Annotated in this window: 18 protein-coding genes and 1 pseudogene; 7 read left to right on the plus strand and 12 right to left on the minus strand. The window is 71.6% G+C overall.

The genetic code is table 11. From position 1 onward, the window contains the following. Positions 1-1,396 (minus strand): arylsulfatase (locus VF825_RS19915; RefSeq protein WP_331116701.1); only part of this gene is annotated, 1,396 nt, incomplete at its 3' end. A gap of 852 nt (positions 1,397-2,248) precedes the next feature. Between VF825_RS19915 and VF825_RS19920 the strand changes: the two genes are divergently transcribed. Then, positions 2,249-2,413: a hypothetical protein gene (locus VF825_RS19920; protein WP_331116703.1), complete on the plus strand. Its 165-nt coding sequence runs from the start codon at positions 2,249-2,251 to the stop codon at positions 2,411-2,413. A 54-nt stretch (positions 2,414-2,467) separates the two neighbouring features. Here the strand turns inward: VF825_RS19920 and VF825_RS19925 are convergent, their stop codons facing one another. The 3 genes from VF825_RS19925 to VF825_RS19935 are packed head-to-tail and all read right to left on the minus strand — an operon-like array spanning position 2,468 to position 5,988. Further along, on the minus strand, positions 2,468-3,337 hold the full coding sequence (locus VF825_RS19925) for a MaoC/PaaZ C-terminal domain-containing protein (RefSeq protein WP_331116705.1): 870 nt from the start codon (positions 3,335-3,337) through the stop codon (positions 2,468-2,470). A gap of 3 nt (positions 3,338-3,340) precedes the next feature. Further along, positions 3,341-4,702, minus strand: coding sequence for a 3-oxoacyl-ACP reductase (locus VF825_RS19930; protein WP_331116707.1), 1,362 nt, complete (start codon positions 4,700-4,702; stop codon positions 3,341-3,343). Continuing rightward, positions 4,699-5,988, minus strand: coding sequence for an acetyl-CoA C-acetyltransferase (locus tag VF825_RS19935; RefSeq protein WP_331116709.1), 1,290 nt, complete (start codon positions 5,986-5,988; stop codon positions 4,699-4,701). The genes VF825_RS19930 and VF825_RS19935 overlap by 4 nt, the downstream gene beginning before the upstream one ends. 93 nt (positions 5,989-6,081) lie before the next feature. On the opposite strand from VF825_RS19935, the gene VF825_RS19940 reads away from it, so the two are divergent. Then, positions 6,082-6,762, plus strand: coding sequence for a TetR/AcrR family transcriptional regulator (locus VF825_RS19940; protein WP_331116711.1), 681 nt, complete (start codon positions 6,082-6,084; stop codon positions 6,760-6,762). Further along, positions 6,759-8,717, plus strand: coding sequence for an acyl-CoA dehydrogenase (locus VF825_RS19945; protein WP_331116713.1), 1,959 nt, complete (start codon positions 6,759-6,761; stop codon positions 8,715-8,717). The genes VF825_RS19940 and VF825_RS19945 overlap by 4 nt, the downstream gene beginning before the upstream one ends. A gap of 222 nt (positions 8,718-8,939) precedes the next feature. Here the strand turns inward: VF825_RS19945 and glnA are convergent, their stop codons facing one another. Then, a complete protein-coding gene (gene glnA / locus VF825_RS19950) occupies positions 8,940-10,364 on the minus strand; it encodes a type I glutamate--ammonia ligase (RefSeq protein ID WP_331116715.1) in 1,425 nt (474 codons plus the stop codon). Positions 10,365-10,523: 159 nt separating this feature from the next. Here glnA and VF825_RS19955 point away from each other — a divergent pair, with 159 nt between their 5' ends. Next, positions 10,524-10,991, plus strand: coding sequence for an RDD family protein (locus tag VF825_RS19955; protein ID WP_331116717.1), 468 nt, complete (start codon positions 10,524-10,526; stop codon positions 10,989-10,991). A gap of 90 nt (positions 10,992-11,081) precedes the next feature. Here the strand turns inward: VF825_RS19955 and VF825_RS19960 are convergent, their stop codons facing one another. The 4 genes from VF825_RS19960 to VF825_RS19975 form a co-directional block, all read right to left on the minus strand. Beyond that, entirely contained in the window at positions 11,082-11,645 is a 564-nt protein-coding gene (locus tag VF825_RS19960) for a DJ-1/PfpI family protein (RefSeq protein WP_331116719.1), read from the minus strand. 171 nt (positions 11,646-11,816) lie between these two features. Next, complete coding sequence (locus VF825_RS19965; protein ID WP_331116721.1) at positions 11,817-12,542, minus strand: DUF4191 domain-containing protein; 726 nt, start codon at positions 12,540-12,542, stop codon at positions 11,817-11,819. Positions 12,543-12,559: 17 nt separating this feature from the next. Continuing rightward, on the minus strand, positions 12,560-13,585 hold the full coding sequence (lipA, locus tag VF825_RS19970) for a lipoyl synthase (RefSeq protein WP_331116723.1): 1,026 nt from the start codon (positions 13,583-13,585) through the stop codon (positions 12,560-12,562). Positions 13,586-13,808: 223 nt separating this feature from the next. Then, positions 13,809-14,561 carry an SDR family NAD(P)-dependent oxidoreductase gene (locus VF825_RS19975; RefSeq protein ID WP_331116725.1) on the minus strand — a complete coding sequence of 251 codons (753 nt, stop codon included), beginning with the start codon at positions 14,559-14,561 and terminating at the stop codon, positions 13,809-13,811. A gap of 171 nt (positions 14,562-14,732) precedes the next feature. On the opposite strand from VF825_RS19975, the gene VF825_RS19980 reads away from it, so the two are divergent. Then, entirely contained in the window at positions 14,733-15,665 is a 933-nt protein-coding gene (locus tag VF825_RS19980) for an LLM class F420-dependent oxidoreductase (RefSeq protein WP_331116727.1), read from the plus strand. 56 nt (positions 15,666-15,721) lie between these two features. Here VF825_RS19980 and VF825_RS19985 read toward each other — a convergent pair whose 3' ends face one another. After that, complete coding sequence (locus VF825_RS19985; RefSeq protein ID WP_331116729.1) at positions 15,722-16,162, minus strand: hypothetical protein; 441 nt, start codon at positions 16,160-16,162, stop codon at positions 15,722-15,724. Between the two features lie 131 nt (positions 16,163-16,293). Beyond that, positions 16,294-16,926, minus strand: coding sequence for a lipoyl(octanoyl) transferase LipB (lipB, locus tag VF825_RS19990; protein WP_331116731.1), 633 nt, complete (start codon positions 16,924-16,926; stop codon positions 16,294-16,296). An 86-nt stretch (positions 16,927-17,012) separates the two neighbouring features. On the opposite strand from lipB, the gene VF825_RS19995 reads away from it, so the two are divergent. After that, positions 17,013-19,190 carry an MMPL family transporter gene (locus tag VF825_RS19995; RefSeq protein ID WP_331116733.1) on the plus strand — a complete coding sequence of 726 codons (2,178 nt, stop codon included), beginning with the start codon at positions 17,013-17,015 and terminating at the stop codon, positions 19,188-19,190. A gap of 64 nt (positions 19,191-19,254) precedes the next feature. Beyond that, complete coding sequence (locus tag VF825_RS20000) at positions 19,255-20,286, plus strand: Gfo/Idh/MocA family protein (protein ID WP_331116735.1); 1,032 nt, start codon at positions 19,255-19,257, stop codon at positions 20,284-20,286. 58 nt (positions 20,287-20,344) lie between these two features. Here VF825_RS20000 and VF825_RS20155 read toward each other — a convergent pair. Beyond that, positions 20,345-20,478: pseudogene (locus VF825_RS20155) on the minus strand (IS30 family transposase); the annotation flags it as partial.

The raw sequence follows: 20,478 nt of genomic DNA on the forward strand, positions 1-20,478 counted from the left end.
TGTACATCGCTCGGTTGCCGATCGTCTCGAAGTACTGCTGGGTGTGGCGTTCGGGCGCGGCGGCGTCGATCAGCGTGTCGGCGAAGGTGACGCCGTGCAGCGGTTCCTGCTTCACCCCGTCGACCCGGGACGGGGCCGGGATGCCGGCGATGTCGAGAATCGTCGCGCCGACATCGGTCACGTGCGTGAACTGGGAGCGCAGCCCGCCGGGGTCGACGACGCGCTCGGGCCAGTGGATGACCATCGGGTTTCGTGTGCCGCCGAGGTGCGACCCGACCTGCTTGCCCCACTTGAACGGGGTGTTCCCGGCCCAGGCCCAGGCCGCCGAGTAGTGCGGGTCCATGATCGGGGCACCCCAGGACTCCTCGCCGCCGTAGCGTTCGGAGAGCTGCAGCTGCATCTCGTCGGTGAGCGGGATGCCGTTCTGCATCGTCATCTCGTTGAACGAGCCGGTGATGGTGCCCTCCATGCTGGCACCGTTGTCGCCCCAGATCCAGATGACCAGGGTGTTGTCGAGCTCGCCCAGCTCCTCGATCGCGTCGACGACCCGGCCCACGTTGTGGTCGGCGTTCTCCGAGAACCCCGCGTAGACCTCCATCTGGCGTGCGTAGAAGGCCTTCAGCCGCGGGGGAACGTCGTCCCATGCCGGGAAGGCATCGTCCCGCGTCGTGAGCTCCGCGTCCGCAGGGACGACGCCGAGCTCCTTCTGCCGCGCGAAGACCTCTTCCCGCAAGCGGTCCCACCCCTGGTCGAACTGCCCCTTGTACCTGTCGGCCCACTCGGAGGCGACGTGGTGAGGGGCGTGGCTGCACCCGGTGGAGAAGTAGACGAAGAACGGCTTGCGCGCGTCCTGCCCACGCACGCCGTGCAGCCACTCGATGGTCCTGTCGGCCATCGCGTCGGGCAGGTAGTAGGGGCTCTGCTCGTCGTAGTACTCCGCCGGGGTCCCGATGATCTTCTGGTTCTCGGCAAGGCAGGGGTCCCACTGCCCGGAGTCGCCCCCGAGGAAGCCGTAGAAGTAGTCGAAGCCCCACCCGGTCGGCCAGCGCCCCAGCGGGCCGGCGGGTCCCTGCTGCCCGTCCGGCGTCAGGTGCCACTTGCCGAAGGCGGCCGTGCTGTAGCCGTTGTCACGCAGGATTCGCGGTAGCGGGGCACACTCGAGCGGCACCATGGCGGTGTAGCCGGGGAACCCGCTGGAGAACTCACCCACGGAGCCGAAGCCGACGGCGTGGTTGTTCCGCGCGGTCAGCAGGGCGGCACGGGTGGGGGAGCACAGTGCGGTGACGTGGAACCGGTTGTACCGCAACCCGGCTTCGGCGAGCCGGGTGTAGTTCGGGGTCTGTATCGGCCCACCAAAGGTGCTCGGGTTCCCGAACCCGGCGTCGTCGATCAGCACCAGCAACACGTTCGGCGCGCCCTGAGGGGGTTCCGGATGACGGATCAGGTCCCAGTCGGGTTTCGAGCCCCTGAGGGTGCGGTTCGCCGTTCCCTCGAACGTCGGCGTGGTCAACGGCAGAGTCGTGCGGTCGGGCTCACGCATGTCATCTCCAGGTCGGTCATCGGCGCCCGTAACACGACGGACACGAACGCCACGATGCTGGGTCAGTGCGCGGTGGAGCACACTCACACGTGACGACCCTGTGGCGACCCGGAACGGGGGTCATCATCCCCGGCGGATGACGTCACTCCGTCGGAGGAGGACCACCCGCCCGAGCTCGCGCACGAACCATGCCGGGCTGAGACGCTACTTCCTCGCCTGCCACTCCAGCTGAAACCGGTGACCCATGAGCGTGAACCAGTCTCGGCGCCATTCCCCGAGCGCGGTCGACCCATCGCCAACTCGCCCGTAGAGGGTCTCTCCCAGTCCGAGCTTCCGGCCCCGGCCGGCGTCGAGGGTCATCCGCCAGGTGCAGAGCTCAGCATGCCCGGATGCACCGTTGCCGGATGCGGGTTGCAGCACCCCGACCTGCAGACAGCCGACCTGCTCCAGGTCCCAGAAGACATCGGCCGCTCTCGACGCGAACGACCGAACCCCAGTCGCGCCGATCATGGAAAGGGGCTGCGATCGGGACCCGTCACCGTGATCGCTCACCCCGTCAGCATGCGCCGTCGTCTCCCCGCAAGGAACGGCCTGACGCATCCGTCCGGGCAGGTCAACGACGACATCCGCCGAATCCGCGAGCGGGCCGCCCCGGCTGATGGCACCGAGGGGTCCCGCCGAAGGGCGCGTCGTGCCACGCTGGTCGCCGTGGGCAGATCCGCCCGGCTCGTGGTGTTCATCGCTGCCGTTCTTGTCTGCGTGGTGAGCGTGGTCCTGGGTTGGGCCACGCACAACCTGTTCGCGTGGCTCATGGCCGCTGGCATGCTCAGCGTGGCCATCTCACAGTTCGCCGAGCTGCGCCTGATGAAGTGAGCGCGTTGAAACCCGACCCGGCCCTCAACGAGGAGGTGTCTCCAGCGTCCGGGCTCACCCCGGGCGGACGGTCCCGCGCAGGTGCTCCAGGTCGCCCGAGCGCACCACCAGGTCCCAGCCCCCGGGCGCGACCGGGGAGGCCAGCAGGTCGACCGTCGAGGGCAGCAGGACCGGCGCCCGGAAGGCGACGTCCGCGGCATACCGCCCTGGCAGTCGCGCCTCGACGGAGGCGAGGGCGTGCGCCATCGTCCACATGCCGTGGGCGATGGCCCGCGGGAAGCCGAACGCCTTGGCAGCCAACGGGTTCAGGTGGATCGGGTTGACGTCCCCGCTGACCGCCGCATAGCGCCGGCCCTGATCCGCCGGGACCCGCCAGGTGGCGGTGGGGTGCCTGAGGCGGTCCACGTCGACGTCCAGAGGCGCCTCGGGGGCGCCGTCACCGGGTGGCGCCGTGGCGCCGCGGGAGAGGTACGTGCTGCGCCCTTCCCAGACCAGCTCGTTGCCGGACCGGACCTCACCGACGAGGTCGACCTGCGCGCCCCTGGGGTGGGGGCGCAGGCCGGTCGCCGTCGCGCGCAGGTCCAGCGCCTCCCCCGCGTCCACGGGCCGGTGCTGCGCGATGCGCTGGCGCACGTGCACCAAGCCGGGCAGCGCCAGCGGGAAGCCGGGCTCGGCCATCAGGGTGACCTGCAGCGGGAAGACCAGCACGTGCAGGTAGGTCGCGGGGAGCGTGTCGTGCAGGGTGAACCCGCAGACCCGGTCGTATGCCGCGAGATGGGTCCGGTCGACCCGCACCCCGGTGCGCAGCACCTCAAGGTCGGGCAGCGGGCCACTGCGTCCCCGCGCGGTCAGCGCCGCCCGGGCGAAGAGCCCAGCGAGGCTGGGGGACCGGCTCAGGGACAGGGTCCTGGTGTCCTCGGCCACGGCTCAGGCCCCGATCATGCTCTGGCCGCACACGCGCAGCACCTGGCCGGTGACCCCGGCGTTGTCCGGCTGAGCGAGGAACGCGATCGCCTCCGCGACGTCGACCGGGCTGCCGCCCTGGCCCAGGCTGTTGATCCGGCGCCCCACCTCGCGGGTGCCGAGCGGCATCCGGGCGGTCATCTCGGTCTCGATGAAGCCCGGCGCCACGGCGTTGACGGTGATGCCTCGCCCGGCAACCTGGGCCGAGAGCGCCTGGACCAGCCCGATCACGCCGGCCTTGCTCGCAGCGTAGCTGGCCTGACCCCGGTTGCCGGCGATCCCGCTGGTCGAGGACACGCTGATGACCCGTCCGCCGTCGGCCAGGGCGCCCTCCCGGGTGGCGTCGAGCAGCACGTCGTTGATCCGCAGCTGGGCCTCGAGGTTGACCGCCAGCACGCTGGCCCACCGGTCGGCGTCGGTGTTGACCAGCAGCTTGTCGCGGGTGATGCCGGCGTTGTGCACGATGACGTCGAGCCGCTGCCCGTGCCTCTGGGCGACGTGGGCGGCGATGCGCTCACCGGCGTCCGGGGTGGTGATGTCCAGCTGCAGCGCGGTGCCCCCGACCCGGTTGGCCACGGCGGCCAGGGAGTCGCCCGCTGCCGGGACGTCGGCGCAGAGCACGGTGGCGCCGTCCCGGGCCAGGACCTCGGCGATGGCGGCGCCGATGCCCCGTGCTGCGCCTGTCACCACGGCCACCTTGCCGGCCAGCGGGTGGTCGAGGTCAACCGCGCCCTGCGGGGCGCCGGGGCCGACCTGCAGCACCTGCCCGTCGACGTAGGCCGAGCGGGCGGAGAGGAAGAAGCGCACGGGTGCGGCCAGCGCCGTCTCGCCGCCCTCGGCGACGAGCAGGAGGTTGGCGGTGGCACCCTCGCGCAGCTCCTTGGCGACGCTGCGGACGATGCCCTCGAGTGCATGCTGGGTGGCGGCCTCGGCCGGCGCGGTGAGCTGCGCCGGCGGGGTCCCCAGCAGCAGCACCCGGGCGCACGACCCGAGCCGCTTCAGCGTGGGCACGAGGGCGGCGCGGACCGCCTCGAGGTCGCCGACCGTGCGGGCCGCGCTGGCGTCGACCACGACGGCACCGAGCCGCGCGGCGCCTTCGTCTGATGCTGCCGCGGTGTCCTGGATCTGGACGCCGGCATGCTCCAGGGCGTCACGCACCCGGGTCAGGAGGGGCGCGGCGCCGACACCGGCCAACACAGCAGGGCCCTCCAGCACCGGCTGGCCCAGGGCATACCGGCGCAGGGGAGTGGGGCGGGGCAGCCCGAGCCGGGCGGCGAGGGTGCGGCCCAGCCCGCTGCCTACGAGGTCGAGGTACCGGTCGCTCATGCTGCGGCCTCCAGGATGGCGACGACGCCCTGGCCGCCGGCGGCGCAGATGGACACCAGGCCGCGACCAGATCCCTTCTCGGACAACAGTTTCGCCAGCGTGGCCACGATGCGGCCGCCGGTCGCGGCGAACGGGTGACCGGTCGCGAGGGAGGAGCCGTTGACGTTGAGCCGGCTGCGGTCGATCGCCCCCAGCGGTGCGTCCAGTCCCAGCCGGTTGCGGCAGAAGGCCTCGTCCTCCCACGCCGCGAGGGTGCACAGCACGGTCGAGGCGAAGGCCTCGTGGATCTCGTAGAAGTCGAAGTCCTGCAGGCTCAAGCCGTTTCGCGCGAGGAGCTGGGGCACGGCATACGCGGGGGCCATGAGCAGCCCCTCGTCACCGTGCACGTAGTCGACCGCGGCCGTGGTGGCGTCGACGAACCGGGCCAGCAGCGGCAGACCGTGGGCCTCGGCCCACTCCCGGGTCGCGAGCAGCACCGCGGAGGCGCCGTCGGTCAGCGGGGTGGAGTTGCCGGCCGTCATGGTGGCACCCTCGCCCTCACCGAAGACCGGCTTCAGCGCGGCCAGCTTGTCCACCGAGGTGTGCGCGCGCAGGTTCTGGTCGCGGGTGAGGCCGAGGTAGGGGGTGAGCAGGTCGTCGAAGAAGCCTCGGTCGTAGGCGGCGGCCAGCTTGTGGTGGCTGGCGGCGGCGAGCTCGTCCTGGGCCTCGCGGGTGATGCCCCAGTCGGCCGTGGTGAGGGCCTGGTGCTCACCCATGGCCAGGCCGGTGCGGGGCTCGGCGTTGCGTGGGATCTCGGGCACGACCTGGCCGGGGCGCAGCCCGGCCAGGGCCTTGACCCGGTCGCCGAGGCCGCGGGCCCGGTTGGCCTCCAGCAGTGTCTGGCGCAGCCCTTCGTTGACCGCGATCGGCGCGTCGCTGGCGGTGTCGACGCCTCCGGCGATACCGCAGTCGATCTGGCCGAGGGCGATCTTGTTGGCGACGAGGACCGCGGTCTCCAGGCCGGTGCCGCAGGCCTGCTGCACGTCGTAGGCAGGCGTCCACGGCGACAGGTGGGAGCCCAGGACCGCCTCGCGGGTGAGGTTGAAGTCACGGCTGTGCTTGAGCACCGCGCCGGCAGCGACCTCGCCGACCTGCTCGCCGGCGAGGCCGCAGCGCGCGACCAGGCCGTCGATGACGGTGGTGAGCATGTCCTGGTTCGACGCGTGAGCGTAGGGCCCGTTCGCGCGGGCGAACGGGATGCGGTTGGCGCCGACCACGTAGACCGGGTGGGGAGACTGCGGGGCCAAGGGTTCCTCCAGCTGTCGCGATGGTGCGGGGAGCCGTGCACGTTCCTGATACCGAAAGTAGCAGGTACGCCGAGTACGCGGTACTGTCCCGGCATGAGCCCCAGCACACGTGCCGCCCGGGCTGACGGGCGTGACACCCGGTGGGCCGAGCACCGCCAGGCCCGGCGCGCCGAGCTGGTGGAGGCGACGATGAAGGCCATCCGCCGGCACGGGGCCGGGGTGGGCATGGACCAGATCGCCGCGCAGGCGGGCACCAGCAAGACCGTCATCTACCGGCACTTCACCGACCGTGCCGGGCTCTACCGCGCCGTGGTGGCCGCCGTGGACGACCTCATCCTGCGTGACCTCGGCTCGGCGCTGGCCACGCCCGGCGCTGGTGGCGACCCCCGTGCGCTCGTTGCGGCCGCGGTCGACAGCTACCTCATGCTGGTCGAGCGCGACCCCGAGGTCTACCGCTTCGTGGTGACTCGCCCGCTGCTGGACACCCCGGTGTCCGACGACCCGGTGGAGGGCCTGACCTCCAGGATCGCCGAGCAGGTCACCGCCGTCCTGGCCGCGCGCCTGCGCCGGGAGGGGCGCAACGACCGCGCCGCCGGCACGTGGGCGCACAGCCTGATCGGCCTGGTCCGGGCCGCCGCCGACCACTGGATCGCCCAGCCGGACCGCGAGCCCCGCGAGGTGCTCGCCAGACAGGTCACCGACCTGGCCTGGGGCGGCCTCGCCGGAGCCCTGCGGCCCCCTGACCGACCCGTCGTCCCCGAGGAGAGCCAATGACCGACCTGACCCCGCTCGGCGCCGCGCTGCGCGCCGCGCTCGACGGCCGCTGGGCCCAGGTCCGGCAGGAGGCCCGAGAGCGGTTCACACCCGAGGACCTGCTGACCGACCCGACGCTCGACCAGGAGGCGCACCGGGCGAGGGTGTTCGAGCAGATGCGCGTCCTGGCCGGCACGGGGCACCCGCGCAACGGGTTCCCGGTGGGGTACGGCGGCAGGAACGACGTCGGCGCGTCGGTGACCGCGTTCGAGATGCTCGCGCACGGGGACCTGTCCCTGCTGGTCAAGGCCGGCGTGCACTGGGGGCTCTTCGGCGGCGCCATCGTCAACCTGGGCGCGAGGGAGCACCACGAGCGCTACCTGGAGGACGTCATCTCCTTCGCGCTGCCCGGCTGCTTCGCGATGACCGAGGTCGGGCACGGCAGCGACGTGCAGCACCTGCACACCACCGCCACCTACGACCCCGGCACCGGTGAGTTCGTCGTCGACACCCCGCACGAGGGGGCAGTCAAGACCTACATCGGAGGCGCTGCCCGGGACGGACGCCTCGCGGTGGTCTTCGCCCAGCTCGTGACCGGAGGCCGCAGCCACGGGGTGCACGCGCTGCTCGTGCCCATCCGCGACGAGGCCGGCCGCGCCTGCCCCGGTATCGCGATCGGCGACTGCGGTGCCAAGGCCGGCCTCGCCGGCGTCGACAACGGCACGCTGGCCTTCGACCACGTCCGCGTGCCGCGCACGGCGCTGCTCAACCGGTTCGGCGACGTCGCCGAGGACGGCACCTACTCCAGCCCGATCGAGAACGAGAGCCGCCGCTTCTTCACCATGCTGGGCACCCTGGTGCGCGGCCGGGTGAGCGTGGCCGGCGCGGCGGGCAGCGCCACGAAGACCGCGCTGGCCATCGCCATCCGGTATGCCGCGCAGCGGCGCCAGTTCGCCGCCCCCGGCAGCGAGGAGGAGGTCCTCCTGCTCGACTACCGGACGCACCAGCGCAAGCTGCTGCCGGCCCTGGCCACGAGCTATGCGCTGCAGTTCGCCCAGAACGAGCTGGTTGCCTCCCTGCACGATCTGCAGACCGCCGCCGAGCCCGACGAGCTCACCCAGCGGGAGCTGGAGTCGCGGGTCGCCGGCATCAAGGCGGTGGTCACCTGGCATGCCACCTCCACCATCCAGACCTGCCGCGAGGCCTGCGGCGGCGCCGGCTACCTGGCCGAGAACCGGTTGCCGGCGCTCAAGGCGGACACCGATGTGTTCACCACGTTCGAGGGCGACAACACCGTGCTGCTGCAGCTGGTCGCCAAGGGGTTGCTCACCGAGTACCGCGACACCTTCGGCGACCTCGACACCCTGGGTATGGTCCGTTTCGCTGCCGGCCAGATCGCCGGCAGTGTCATCGAGCGCACCGCGACCCGCCCCTTGCTCGAGCGGCTCGGCGGCGCCGGTCCGCGAACCGGCGACACCGACCTGCGCGACCGCGCGCTGCACCTGCGCCTGTTCCAGGACCGGGAAAGCCACGTCCTCGACGGCCTGGCCCGGCGGCTGCGCCGGGCCGGGGCACCCGGCGCGGACCCGTTCGCGGTGTTCAACGCCGCGCAGGACCACGTGCTGCGGGCGGCCCGGGCGCACGTCGACCGAGTGGTGCTCGAGGCGTTCGTCGCCGGCATCGAGGCGTGCACCGACCCGCAGGCCCGGGCCACGCTGTCGACGGTCTGCGACCTGTACGCCCTGGCCACCATCGAGCAGGACAAGGGGTGGTTCCTCGAGCACGGGCGGCTGACGCCTGGGCGGGCCAAGGCCGTCACGGCCGCCGTCAACGCACTGTGCGCGGAGCTGCGCCCGGATGCGCTGGCCCTGGTCGAGGGCTTCGGTATCCCGGTCGAGTGGCTCGGCGCCCCCATCGCGGTGCAGCCGGCGGGCGGGGCCCGGCAGCGCGGGGCTGCCGTCGTCCAGGACGCCTGAGCGCCCGCGACCACGAGCCCGAGGAGGGCGTCGCCGATGCCCGGCGTCGCGGCGGAGACCGATGCCGGCAGCTTCGCGCTTCCTCATCCCGGTGGGGGGAGGTCCCGCTGAAGAGCGCGGACCGATTGTGCGACCAAAAGTGCGACGGCAGGCTCCCACGGGAGCCTGCCGTCGCATCGGTGCAGGTCAGCCGGCCTCTGCGGTCGGCTGGACCGGGGGCTGTCAGATGTCGAAGTACATCTCGAACTCGTGCGGGTGCGGGCGGAAGCGGATCGGGTCGACCTCGTTGACGCGCTTCCAGTCGATCCACGTCTCGATGAGGTCCTTGGTGAACACGTCGCCCTCGAGGAGGTACTCGTGGTCGGCCTCGAGCGCGTTGAGCACCTCGGGCAGCGAGCCCGGGACCTGCTGGATCGCCTTGTGCTCCTCCGGCGGGAGCTCGTAGAGGTCCTTGTCCACCGGCTCCGGCGGCTCGATGCGGTTCTTGATGCCGTCGATGCCGGCCATGAGCATGGCCGAGAACGCCAGGTAGGGGTTGGCCGACGGGTCCGGCACGCGGAACTCGATGCGCTTGGCCTTGGGCGAGGTGCCCGTGATCGGGATACGCACGCAGGCGGAGCGGTTGCGGGCCGAGTAGACCAGGTTGACCGGCGCCTCGTAGCCGGGGACCAGGCGGTGGTAGGAGTTCACCGTCGGGTTCGTGAAGGCCAGCAGCGACGGGGCGTGCTTGAGCAGGCCACCGATGTACCAGCGGGCGGTGTCGGACAGGCCGCCGTAGCCGCGCTCGTCGTAGAACAGCGGCTCGCCGTCCTTCCACAGCGACTGGTGGCTGTGCATGCCGGAGCCGTTGTCACCGAAGAGCGGCTTGGGCATGAAGGTCGCCGTCTTGCCGTGCTTCCAGGCGACGTTCTTGATGATGTACTTGAACTTCAGCACGTCATCGGCCGCGTTCAGCATCGAGTTGAAGCGGTAGTTGATCTCCTGCTGGCCGGCGGTGCCGACCTCGTGGTGGGCGCGCTCGACGGCGAGGCCCACGTCGCCCAGGGTCAGCGTCATCTCGTCGCGGATGTCGGCGAAGTGGTCCACCGGCGGCACGGGGAAGTAGCCGCCCTTGTAGCGGGTCTTGTAGCCCTGGTTGCCACCCTCCTCCTCGCGGCCGGAGTTCCACGCGGCCTCGATGGAGTCGATGAAGTAGTAGCCGGCGTTCTGCTTGGTCTCGAAGCGCACGTCGTCGAAGACGTAGAACTCGGCCTCGGCACCGAAGTAGGCGGTGTCGGCGATGCCGGTCGACTTCAGGTAGGCCTCGGCCTTGGCGGCGATGTTGCGCGGGTCGCGGCTGTACGGCTCGTCCGTGAACGGGTCCACGATGGAGAAGTTGAGGATCAGCGTCTTCTCTTTGCGGAACGGGTCGACGTAGGCGGTCGTCGGGTCCGGGATGAGCTTCATGTCGGACTCGTGGATCGCCTGGAAACCCCGGATCGAGGAGCCGTCGAACATCTGGCCGTTCGAGAAAGCGTCCGCGTCGAACGTCTGAGCAGGCACGTTGAAGTGCTGCATCACGCCCGGCAGGTCGCAGAAGCGCACATCGACGAACTTGACGTCCTCGTCCTTGATGAACTTGAGGACCTCGTCAGCGTTGCTGAACATCCAACCTCCTGTGGTGGGGCGGGCACGATCGCCGGCCCGGGTGGGTCGCGTACGACCTTAGCCCCCCGGGATTTCCCGACCATGACCCGAATGTTTCCCCGGTGTTACGGACGGGGCACCCCGCGCGGTCCGCGGCGTGACCGACGTAACCTGTCTCCCGTGGTGGACCGCAAGGACGTCGGCTCGTGGATCGAGGGCCCGCGCGCAGCACGCGCAGGCGAAGGCACCTATCCCGGGCAGCGCCTCGGCCTGCCCGAGCACGGCCCCGGCTCGGTGGCCCGGTTCGGACGGAGGCTGGTGGCGATCCTCATCGACTGGACGCTCAGCCAGCTCGTGGCCGTCGCCCTCCTCGGCGGCGAGTTCGGCCGCGGCGGTGCCGGTGGGCTGCTGCCCCTGGCGGTGTTCTTCGCGGAGAACGTCCTGCTCGTCGGCACGGTCGGGTTCACCGTGGGCCACCGCATCATGGGTCTGCGCGTCGTCCGGCTCGGCGGGGCGCCGGCCGGCCCGGTGCCCGGTCTGGTCCGCAGCCTCCTGCTGGCGATCGCGGTCCCGGCCCTGATCTGGGACAAGGACGAGCGCGGCCTGCACGACAAGGCCGCCGGCACCGTCATCATCCGCACCCGCTGACCGCGGCCGCCAACGGCGCACCCGGCCACCCGGCATACCCGGCCCGCCGGGCCGGGACGCGGGTCAGGGGTATGCCGCGTGTCCGGGTGGTCAGGCCAGCGACGGCACCCGGAAGTAGGCCAGGTCGGGGGCGGTGGCGCCCTCGAGCCGGCGCAGCACCTCCTCCGCGAAGGCCAGGTAGCTCGAGCCCGTCGCGGTGACCAGCGGGTCGTCCACCACGACGAGCTCCGGCACCATCGACCCCCTGCCCTCGACGCCGCACCAGGCGCGGTCCGTGGGGGTCAGAGAGGCCGTGAACCGTCGGTCGTCGAGGACGCCTGCGTCGCCGAGGACCGCAGGGCCACCGCAGATGGCGGCGATGAGCTTGCCGGTGTCTGCGAAGTGGCGTACCAGCCGCCGCAGCGGCTCGTGACCCAGGACGACGGACGTGTCGCCGCCGGGCGCGACGAGGGCGTCGAAGTCCGCCGGGTCGACCTCGGGCACGGCCCGGTCCGGCAGCACGGTCAGCCGGCCGGTGGTGGTGACCGGCGACCGGTCGACCCCGACCGTCGTCACGGAGTGCGCCGTGCCACGGAGCGCCGTCACGAGGATGGAGACCTCGAACTCGGCGAACGTGTCGAAGACGAGCAGGAGGACGCGTTGGGCACGTGGCATGGGCGGCACGCTACCCACGGGCCGCATGTCCAGACGGCCATTTGCCCGGGCGGCGTCCGGACACGCCTCAGCCCGCGTTTCCTGCCCCGGACGGGCCGGAAACGCGGGCTGAGCGGTGTTCGGTCGGGAGAATACGTCAGCGGCCCGGGTCGATGGCCGCTTCCTGCGACGTCAGCGGCCGCGCATCGCCTTGCGGTCCATGCGCACCCGGTTGGGGTCGACGCCGGCGGGGATCGGTGGACGCGTGCCGCCGAGGGCCTTGAGCCGCTTGTTGACCTGCGCCGCCTCCTCCTTGGTGAGGGTGGGCTTGAGCTTGCGGATCTGGTTGGCGAGCTTGCGGACCGGGACCGCGTTCGCGTCGTCGCCGATGCGCAGCACCGTGACCGGCACGCCGGGCAGGATGCGCACGACCTTCTTGCGCTCGGACTCCAGCAGGCGGGTGGCGCGGGAGGACGGGCCCTCACCGACGAGCACGACGCCGGGACGGCCGGTGGCGCGGAACACCATCGCGGCCGAGGCCAGGTCACCGGGGCGCACGGCCTCGGCGGCCACCGGCTGCTGGTCGTAGTACCAGCCGCGGCGCAGGGCCGACAGCGCGGCTCCGGCGGCACCGGGCTGGCCCTCGATCGAGCGGTAGGCGGCCCGCTCGGCCCGGCGGCTCATGACCACCATGGCCGCGAGGACACCGAACATCAGGCCGAGGAAGCCGGCGTAGATCGGGTGCCCCACGACGAGGCCGACGACGACGCCGACCAGCGTGACGCCGAGCAGCGCCAGCAGCATCCACCAGCCGATGGCGGGGTCGACCGCGCGCGCGGTCGTGAAGATCTGGCGCATCTGGGCGATGCGGCCGGCCTTCTCGGGCACGGCTGACTGGGGTGAATCCTTGCGGGCCATGGTGTCCAGACTACCGGTCAGGAGGCGCTGCCGAGAGCACGCTGGACCAGCGACGCGGCCTCCTGGCGGGCGGGGGAGGAGGCGGCCTCGGCCAGGTGCGACAGGTGGGCCGGCACCTCGCGGCCCCACTTCTTCATGGCCTGCGCCCACAGGCGTCCGGCGCGGTAGGAGCTGCGCACCAGGGGTCCGGCCATGACGCCCTTGAAGCCCATCTCCTCGGCGACCTCGCTCCAGTGCACGAACTCCTCGGGCTTGACCCACCGGTCGATCGGGTGGTGCAGCTTGGAGGGGCGCAGGTACTGCGTGATCGTGAGGATGTCGCAGCCGGCGTCGTGCAGGTCGCGGATCGCCTGCTCGATCTCGTGGTCCTCCTCGCCCATGCCGAGGATGAGGTTGGACTTGGTTACCAGCTCGGCCTCGCGGGCCATCGAGAGGACCTTGAGCGACTTCTCGTAGGTGAAGGCCGGGCGGATCTTGCGGAAGATCCGCGGCACGGTCTCGAGGTTGTGCGCGAACACCTCGGGCCGGGCGTCGAAGACCTGGCCGACCAGCTCGGGCCGTGCACCGAAGTCGGGCGGCAGGATCTCGACGCCGGTGTTGGGGTTGAGCGCGTGGATCTGGCGGATCGTCTCGGCATAGAGGCCGGCGGCGCCGTCGGGCTGGTCGTCGCGGGCCACGCCGGTGACGGTGGAGTAGCGCAGCCCCATCTGGCGCACCGACTCGGCGACGCGGCGCGGCTCGTCGAGGTCGAGGGCGGTGGGGCGCCCGGTGGCGATGTCGCAGAAGTCGCAGCGCCGGGTGCAGACGTCACCGCCGATGAGGAACGTGGCCTCCCTGTCCTCCCAGCACTCGAAGATGTTGGGGCAGCCGGCCTCCTGGCAGACGGTGTGCAGCCCCTCGCTCTTCACCATCGAGTGCAGCGCGGTGTACTCCGGCCCCATCTTGGCGGTGGTGCGGATCCATTCCGGCTTGCGCTCGATCGGCGTCTCGGCGTTGCGCGCCTCGACGCGCAGCATCCGGCGACCCTCAGGTGCGACGGTCACAAACGGCTCCCTTGCCAGTCAGAAGTAGGCGGGTATGCGGTAGCACACCCGGACCGCCCACCAGACTACGCGCCGCCGCCGAGGCTCCCCGCACCCGCTGGGTCTCCGCGGGGAGCACCGGTATGCCGTGCGCCTCCTGGCCGTCCCGGTCACCTCGGTGCGTCGCCTCACGCACCCATGGTGTCGACCGCGCGGACCGGGGCACACGGCATACCGGTGGGTCTCACCGGGCCGTGTAGCCGCCGTCGATGTAGAGCTCGGAGCCGGTGACGTAGCTGGCGTCGTCACTGGCGAGGTAGGCGACCCCCGCGGCGATCTCCTCCGGGCGGCCGAGGCGGCTCATCGGGGTCCACGACGTCATGACCTGCTCGAACTCGGTGCCCTTGACCGTGGTCAGGATCGGGGTCTCGATGAAGCCGGGGTGGATCGAGTTCACGCGCACTCCCTCGCGCGCCCAGTGCAGCGCGGTGTTCTTCGTCAGCAGCCGCACCGCACCCTTGGCGGCATGGTAGGCGGGGGTGGTCCCGAAGCCGCCCACCGTGCCGAAGATCGAGCTGATGTTGATGACCGAGCCGTGGCCGGAGGCCTTGAGCAGCGCGGCGGCGGCCTTCATGCCGAGGAAGACGCCGGTCTGGTCGACGGCGATGGTGCGCTCCCAGTCGGCGAGGGAGGTGTCCTCGATGGGGGACATGTCGCCCATGCCGGCGTTGTTGACCAGGATGTCCAGCCGACCCTGCTCCGCGCGGACCCGCTCCATGACCTCCTGCCAGCCCGCCTCGGAGGCGACGTCGAGGTGGGCGTACTCGGCGGTCCCGCCCTCGTCGCGGATCGACGCGACGACCTTCTCGCCGAGGTCGTCCTGGAGGTCGGTGACGAACACCGTCGCCCCCTCCGCCGCGAGCCGGTGTGCGGTGGCCTCGCCGATGCCGCTGGCAGCTCCCGTCACCAGGGCCACGCGGTCCTCGAGTCGCTGCATCTGGTCCTCCTGTGCTGTGGGCCCGCCGGCGGCGCGCCGTCCCTCCAGACAGGCTCACGTGGTGCGGTCGTCGCGGCCAGCGACCTTGGTCCCGGAGGGCTGCGCCACAGGTCCCGGGACACGCCGCGGGCGGTGTCGGGCGCGACACGGCTTCGACCTAGAGTTGGCCGAATGGACCTGCGCATCTTCACCGAGCCCCAGCAGGGGGCCACCTACGGCCAGCAGCTCGCGATGGCCCGCCGCGCCGAGGAGTGCGGCTACTCCGCCTTCTTCCGCTCCGACCACCTGCTCGCGATGGGCGACGGCGACGGGCTGCCGGGTCCGACCGACACCTGGACCACGCTGGCCGGACTGGCCCGCGAGACCCTGACCATCCGGCTGGGCACGCTCGTGACGTCGGCGACGTTCCGCCACCCCGGCATGCTCGCGGTGCAGGTCGCGCAGGTCGACGAGATGTCCGGTGGCCGGGTGGAGCTCGGCCTGGGGGCCGGGTGGTTCGAGGCCGAGCACGCGGCCTACGGCATCCCGTTCCCGGAGCGCGTGGGCGAGCGCTTCGACCGGCTCGAGGAACAGCTCGCGGTCATCACCGGCCTGTGGGAGACCCCGGTGGGGGAGCGCTTCTCCTTCGACGGCAAGCACTACCAGCTCAGCGACAGCCCCGCGCTGCCCAAGCCGGAGCAGGACGCCGTGCCGATCGTCATCGGCGGCAACGGCAAGAAGCGCACGCCTGAGCTCGTCGCGCGCTATGGCAGCGAGTTCAACCTGCCGTTCGTGTCGGTCGAGGACTCCGCCGAGAAGTTCGAGAACGTGCGCGCGGTCGCCCGGGAGCACGACCGCGACCCGGCCACCATCGCCATGTCCAACGCCCTGGTGCTGTGTGCGGGTGCGACGTGGGACGAGCTGACCCGACGGTCCGAGGCGATCGGGCGCGACCTGGCCGAGCTCCGCGAGAACGGCCTGGCCGGCTCCCCGGCCGAGATCGTCGACACGATCGGCCGCTACGCCGAGGCCGGCTCCCAGCGGATCTACCTGCAGGTGCTCGACCTGTCCGACCTGGACCACCTCGACCTGGTCGCCTCGGAGGTCATCCCCCAGCTCGGCTGAGCGGCTCGCCCGCCGTGGTCATGGCGCGGGGTTGCCCCGGCGCCGTCACCCCGACGTCAGGACAGGGACGTGGGGGACGAGGAAGACGTCACCTCAGCCGGGAGCTCGATCCCGTGCTCTTCCGCGTACTTCACCACGTTCGGCATCATCACGGCGGCTTGCGCCTTCGCCTCCTCGGTGGGGGTGAAGGCCACGTACTCGCTCCCGGCGAACATGATCGGCGTGTGCCCGGGCGCGATGACGAACGCGTCGCCGGCCTCGAAGACCTCCTCGACACCGTCCGCTGTCCGGACCCCGAACTTCCCCTTGGTCACGTATCCCATGTGGCTCGCCTGGCACTGGTCATTCGGCGCGCCCTTGAAGAACGGCGCCATGTCCAGGTCGGTGAGGCAGCTCTCGATCGACACGGTCCAGTCAGCGGTCTCCTGCTCGTACTCATCCAGGTAACCCGGGAAGAGCAGATGGGACGAAGCGGTGGCCTTCGATACCTTGGGCATGTCGTGCTCCTCGACGTGGTGGGTCCTGCCGAGCCGGAACGTGCCTCGGCAACAGGTCACCTGTCGAGACTGTGTTCCGCCGTGCCGGACTCCCAGAGGCCAAGGTCCTGCGCGCCCTTGGGCCGGATGGCTCAGCCCAGGGCGAGGACCTCGGCCAGGTGCTTCTCTGCCCAAGGGAGCACCTCGGCCACCGTCACGTCCCGGCCGAGCTCCTGGCTCAGCGAGGTCACGCCGGCGTCGGCGATGCCGCACGGGATGATCACCTGCGACCAGGACAGGTCGCAGTCGCAGTTCAGGGCGAACCCGTGCATGGTCACGTCCTGGCTCACCCGGATGCCGATGGCGCCGATCTTGCGGGCCGGGCCACGCTCGTCGGCGGCGACCCACACCCCGCTGCGGCCCTCGACGCGGCCGGCCTCGAGGCCGAGGTCGGCGCACACCCGGATCATCATCTCCTCGAGCCGGCGCACGTGGGCGACCACGTCGACGGGGGAGGGCAGGCGCACGATCGGGTAGCCCACGAGCTGCCCCGGGCCGTGCCAGGTGATCTTGCCGCCGCGGTCCACGTCGACCACCGGGGTGCCGTCGAAGGGCCGCTCGTGCGGCTCGGTGCGCTTGCCCGCGGTGTAGACCCGCTCGTGCTCGAGCAGCAGCACGGTGTCCTCACCGCCGGCCACCACCCCCGCGTGGACCTCCCGCTGCGTGTCCCACGCCGCGCGGTAGTCGACGTAGTCCGGTGCGAACCCCAGGTGCTCGAAACGCATGCCTGCAGGGTACGCCGTCGATCCGGGATGCCCGGCAAGCCCATAGGCTTTGCCCAACTGACGGTTGAGCTGGGGAGCGGCAGGTCATGACGCGGCACGACATCACGCCGGAGCAGGAGAGCGCGGAGCGGGCCACGGCCCCGGGGCGGACGCGGGTGGTGCGGCTGGTGGCCGTCCTGCTGGTGGTCCTGGCCTGGTTCGCCATCGGCAGCATCGGCGGCCCGCTGGTCGGCCGGCTCAGCGAGGTGCAGAAAAACGACAACGCCTCGTTCCTGCCCAAGTCGGCCGAGTCGACCGAGGTGCAGCAGCTCGCCGCGAAGTTCACCGACACGAGCACGCTGCCCTACTTCGTCGTCGTCGAGCGTCCCGGCGGGCTCAAGGCGGCCGACCAGGCCGCGGTGCAGCAGTTCATCGCCGGTATCCCGGACCTCACCTTCGCGGGCAAGGGCAAGACCCTGGGGGAGTACCTCAGGCAGAAGCCGACGTTCGCGGTGCCGAGCCAGGACAAACAGGCGCTGCTCGTGCCGGTGCCCCTGGACAGCAAGAAGGCCGCCGAGCCGTTGCAGGGCTCCTCGGCGCTCTACGAGGGCGCCAAGGCGATGCGTGAGTCGGCGGCCAGGACCCTCGCCCCGCAGGGCCTGAAGGTCTACGTGACCGGACCCGGCGGCGTGCTCGCCGACTTCGTCACCGCCTTCAGCGGCATCGACGGCATCCTGCTCGTCGTCGCCCTCGGCGTCGTCTTCGTCATCCTGCTCATCGTCTACCGCAGCCCGATCCTGCCGTTCGCGGTGCTCATCACCTCGATGTTCGGCCTGGCCGCCGCAGCGCTGGTGATCTACCCGCTGGCCAGCAACGGCACGATCGCCCTCAACGGCCAGAGCCAGGGCATCCTGTCGATCCTCGTCGTCGGCGCCTCCACCGACTACGCCCTCCTGCTCGTCTCCCGTTACCGGGAGGAGCTGCACGACCACCCGAGCAAGTGGGCGGCGATGCGCGCGTCGTGGCGTGCTGCCGCCGAGCCGATCATCGCCAGTGGTGCCACCGTCATCCTCGGCCTGCTTTGCCTGATGCTGTCCCAGCTCGGCAACACCCGCGGCCTCGGCCCGGTGGGCGCGCTGGGGATCGCCGGGGCGCTGCTGTCGGCGCTGACCTTCCTGCCGGCGGTGCTGCTGCTGTTCGGCCGCAAGATCTTCTGGCCGCTGATCCCGCGGGTGGACCACGTCCACGCCGAGGACTCCGTGGGCCGCCGCGGCATCTGGGGCCGGGTCGCCGGGCTGGTCGGCCGCCACCCCCGCCGGGTGTGGGTCACCACCCTCGTCCTGCTGCTGGCCTGCGTCGCGTTCGTCCCGACGCTGAAGGCCTCGGGCATCTCGCAGTCGCAGATCTTCCTCAACAAGGTCGAGTCCGTGACCGGCCAGGAGGTCCTCGCCCGGCACTTCCCGGCCGGCTCGGGCACCCCCGTCCAGATCGTCGCGCCGGCGGACAAGGCGCAGGCGGTGGCCACCCGCGCCAGGGCCGAGAGCGGCGTCGCGTCGGTGACCCTCGGGGACAACCCGGCCGCGCCGCCCAAGGTCGTCGACGGCCAGGTGCTCGTGCAGGCCACCCTGACGCCTGCGGCCGACAGCCCTGCGGCCGAGACCGTGGTGGACAACCTGCGCCGCGACCTCGACCAGGTGAGCCCTCACGTCCTCGTCGGCGGCAGCACTGCGATCAACCTCGACGTGCGGCATGCCAGCGAGCGTGACCTGCGGGTCATCATCCCGACGATCCTGGCGGTCATCTTCGTCGTGCTGATGCTGCTGCTGCGATCGCTCGTGGCGCCGGTGGTGCTGGTCGTCGCCAACGTCATCTCCTTCGCCGCCACACTGGGCGTCGCCGCGCTGGTCTTCAACCACGTCTTCGACTTCCCGGGCAGTGACCCGTCCACGCCGCTCTACGCGTTCGTGTTCCTCGTCGCGCTGGGCATCGACTACTCGATCTTCCTCATGACCCGGGTGCGTGAGGAGGCGCAGGAGCGGGGGACCCGGCCGGGCATCCTCGTCGGGCTGGCCGTCACCGGCGGCGTGATCACCAGCGCCGGTGTCGTGCTCGCCGCGACGTTCTCCGCACTGGCGGTGCTGCCGATCCTGTTCCTGGTGCAGATCGCGTTCATCGTCGCCTTCGGTGTCCTTCTCGACACCCTGGTCGTGCGGTCGCTGCTGGTGCCGGCGTTCTCCTACGACATCGACTCCCGGATCTGGTGGCCGGGCCGGCTCTCCCGGTAGTGGTGGCGCGGTCCGCCGGACGCCGGCATCAGGCGGGCCGGGCCCCGCGGCATAAGGTCGACCCGTGACGAACGTCGGTCTTGCAGGGTTCGGCTCCGCCGGACAGGGAATCCACGCTCCGCTGATGCGAGCCGCCGGCCTGACGGTGGCGGCCGTCTCGACGTCCCACGCCGGGCGCGCCGCGCAGGCGCGGGAGGAGAACCCTGGCGTCGAGGTCGTCCCCGACCTCGACGCGCTGCTCGCCAGGCCCGGCCTCGACCTCGTCGTGCTGGCCACGCCGAGCGGCGCCCACGCCGCCCAGGCCCGGCAGGTCATCGAGGCCGGCCTTCCCGTGGTCGTCGACAAGCCACTGGCGACGAGCGCGCCGGACGCCCACGAGGTCGTCGAGGCAGCGGCTGCGGCCGGGGTGCCCTTGACGGTGTTCCAGAACCGGCGCTTCGACGCCGAGCACGTCACCGCCCGCGAGCTCGTCCGCGACGGGGACCTTGGTGACGTCTTCCGCGCAGAGATCCGCTGGGAGCGCTGGCGCCCGGAGCCCAAGGACCGCTGGCGCGAGAACGCCGCCTGGCAGGACGGCGGCGGCATCATGCTCGACCTGCAGACCCACCTGCTGGACCAGGCGGTCGACCTCTTCGGCCCGGTGGAGGCGGTCTACGCCGAGGTCGCCGCCCACACCACCACCGCCGAGGACGAGGCGTTCCTGGCCTGCCGCCACGTCTCCGGCGTGCGCAGCCACCTGGGCACGACCTCGGTGGCGGCGGCCCCCGGCCCGCGCCTGCGCCTGCTCGGGCGGCGGGGGGCCTTCGTGCTCAACGAGTTCGAGAGCGACCTGGACATCTACGCCGACCTGCGCAACCACGACGCGGACCACTGCGGTTGGGTCTATGCCGGCGAGACGCGCCGGCCGGTGCGGCGCCGGGCCTCCAGCCAGGTGGACTTCTACCGCGCGGTCGCCCAGGCCCTCACCGCCGAGGACCCGCAGGCCGCGATGCCGGTCGACCCGCGCGACGCCGTGCACACCCTCGCGATCATCGACGCCGCCCGCGTCAGCGCCGACACCGGCACCGTGGCCCGGGTGCGGACTCCCGGCGCCTGAGCCAGCCGCCCCATCACCCGCCGAGGGGGACGTTTCTCGGGTTTGAGCCGGGGCGGTTTCAAGCGGCGGTTGCAACGAGGAGTTCGTTCAGCTTCTGGGCGGGATTCTTCCAGTTCAAGGTCTCGCGTGGTCGCCCGTTGAGTTCGCGGGCGACCGCGTCGAGGTCGTCCTGGGTGTAGCTGCGGAAGTCCG

Source organism: Oryzihumus sp., from assembly GCF_036391795.1.
Lineage (GTDB): Bacteria > Actinomycetota > Actinomycetes > Actinomycetales > Dermatophilaceae > Oryzihumus.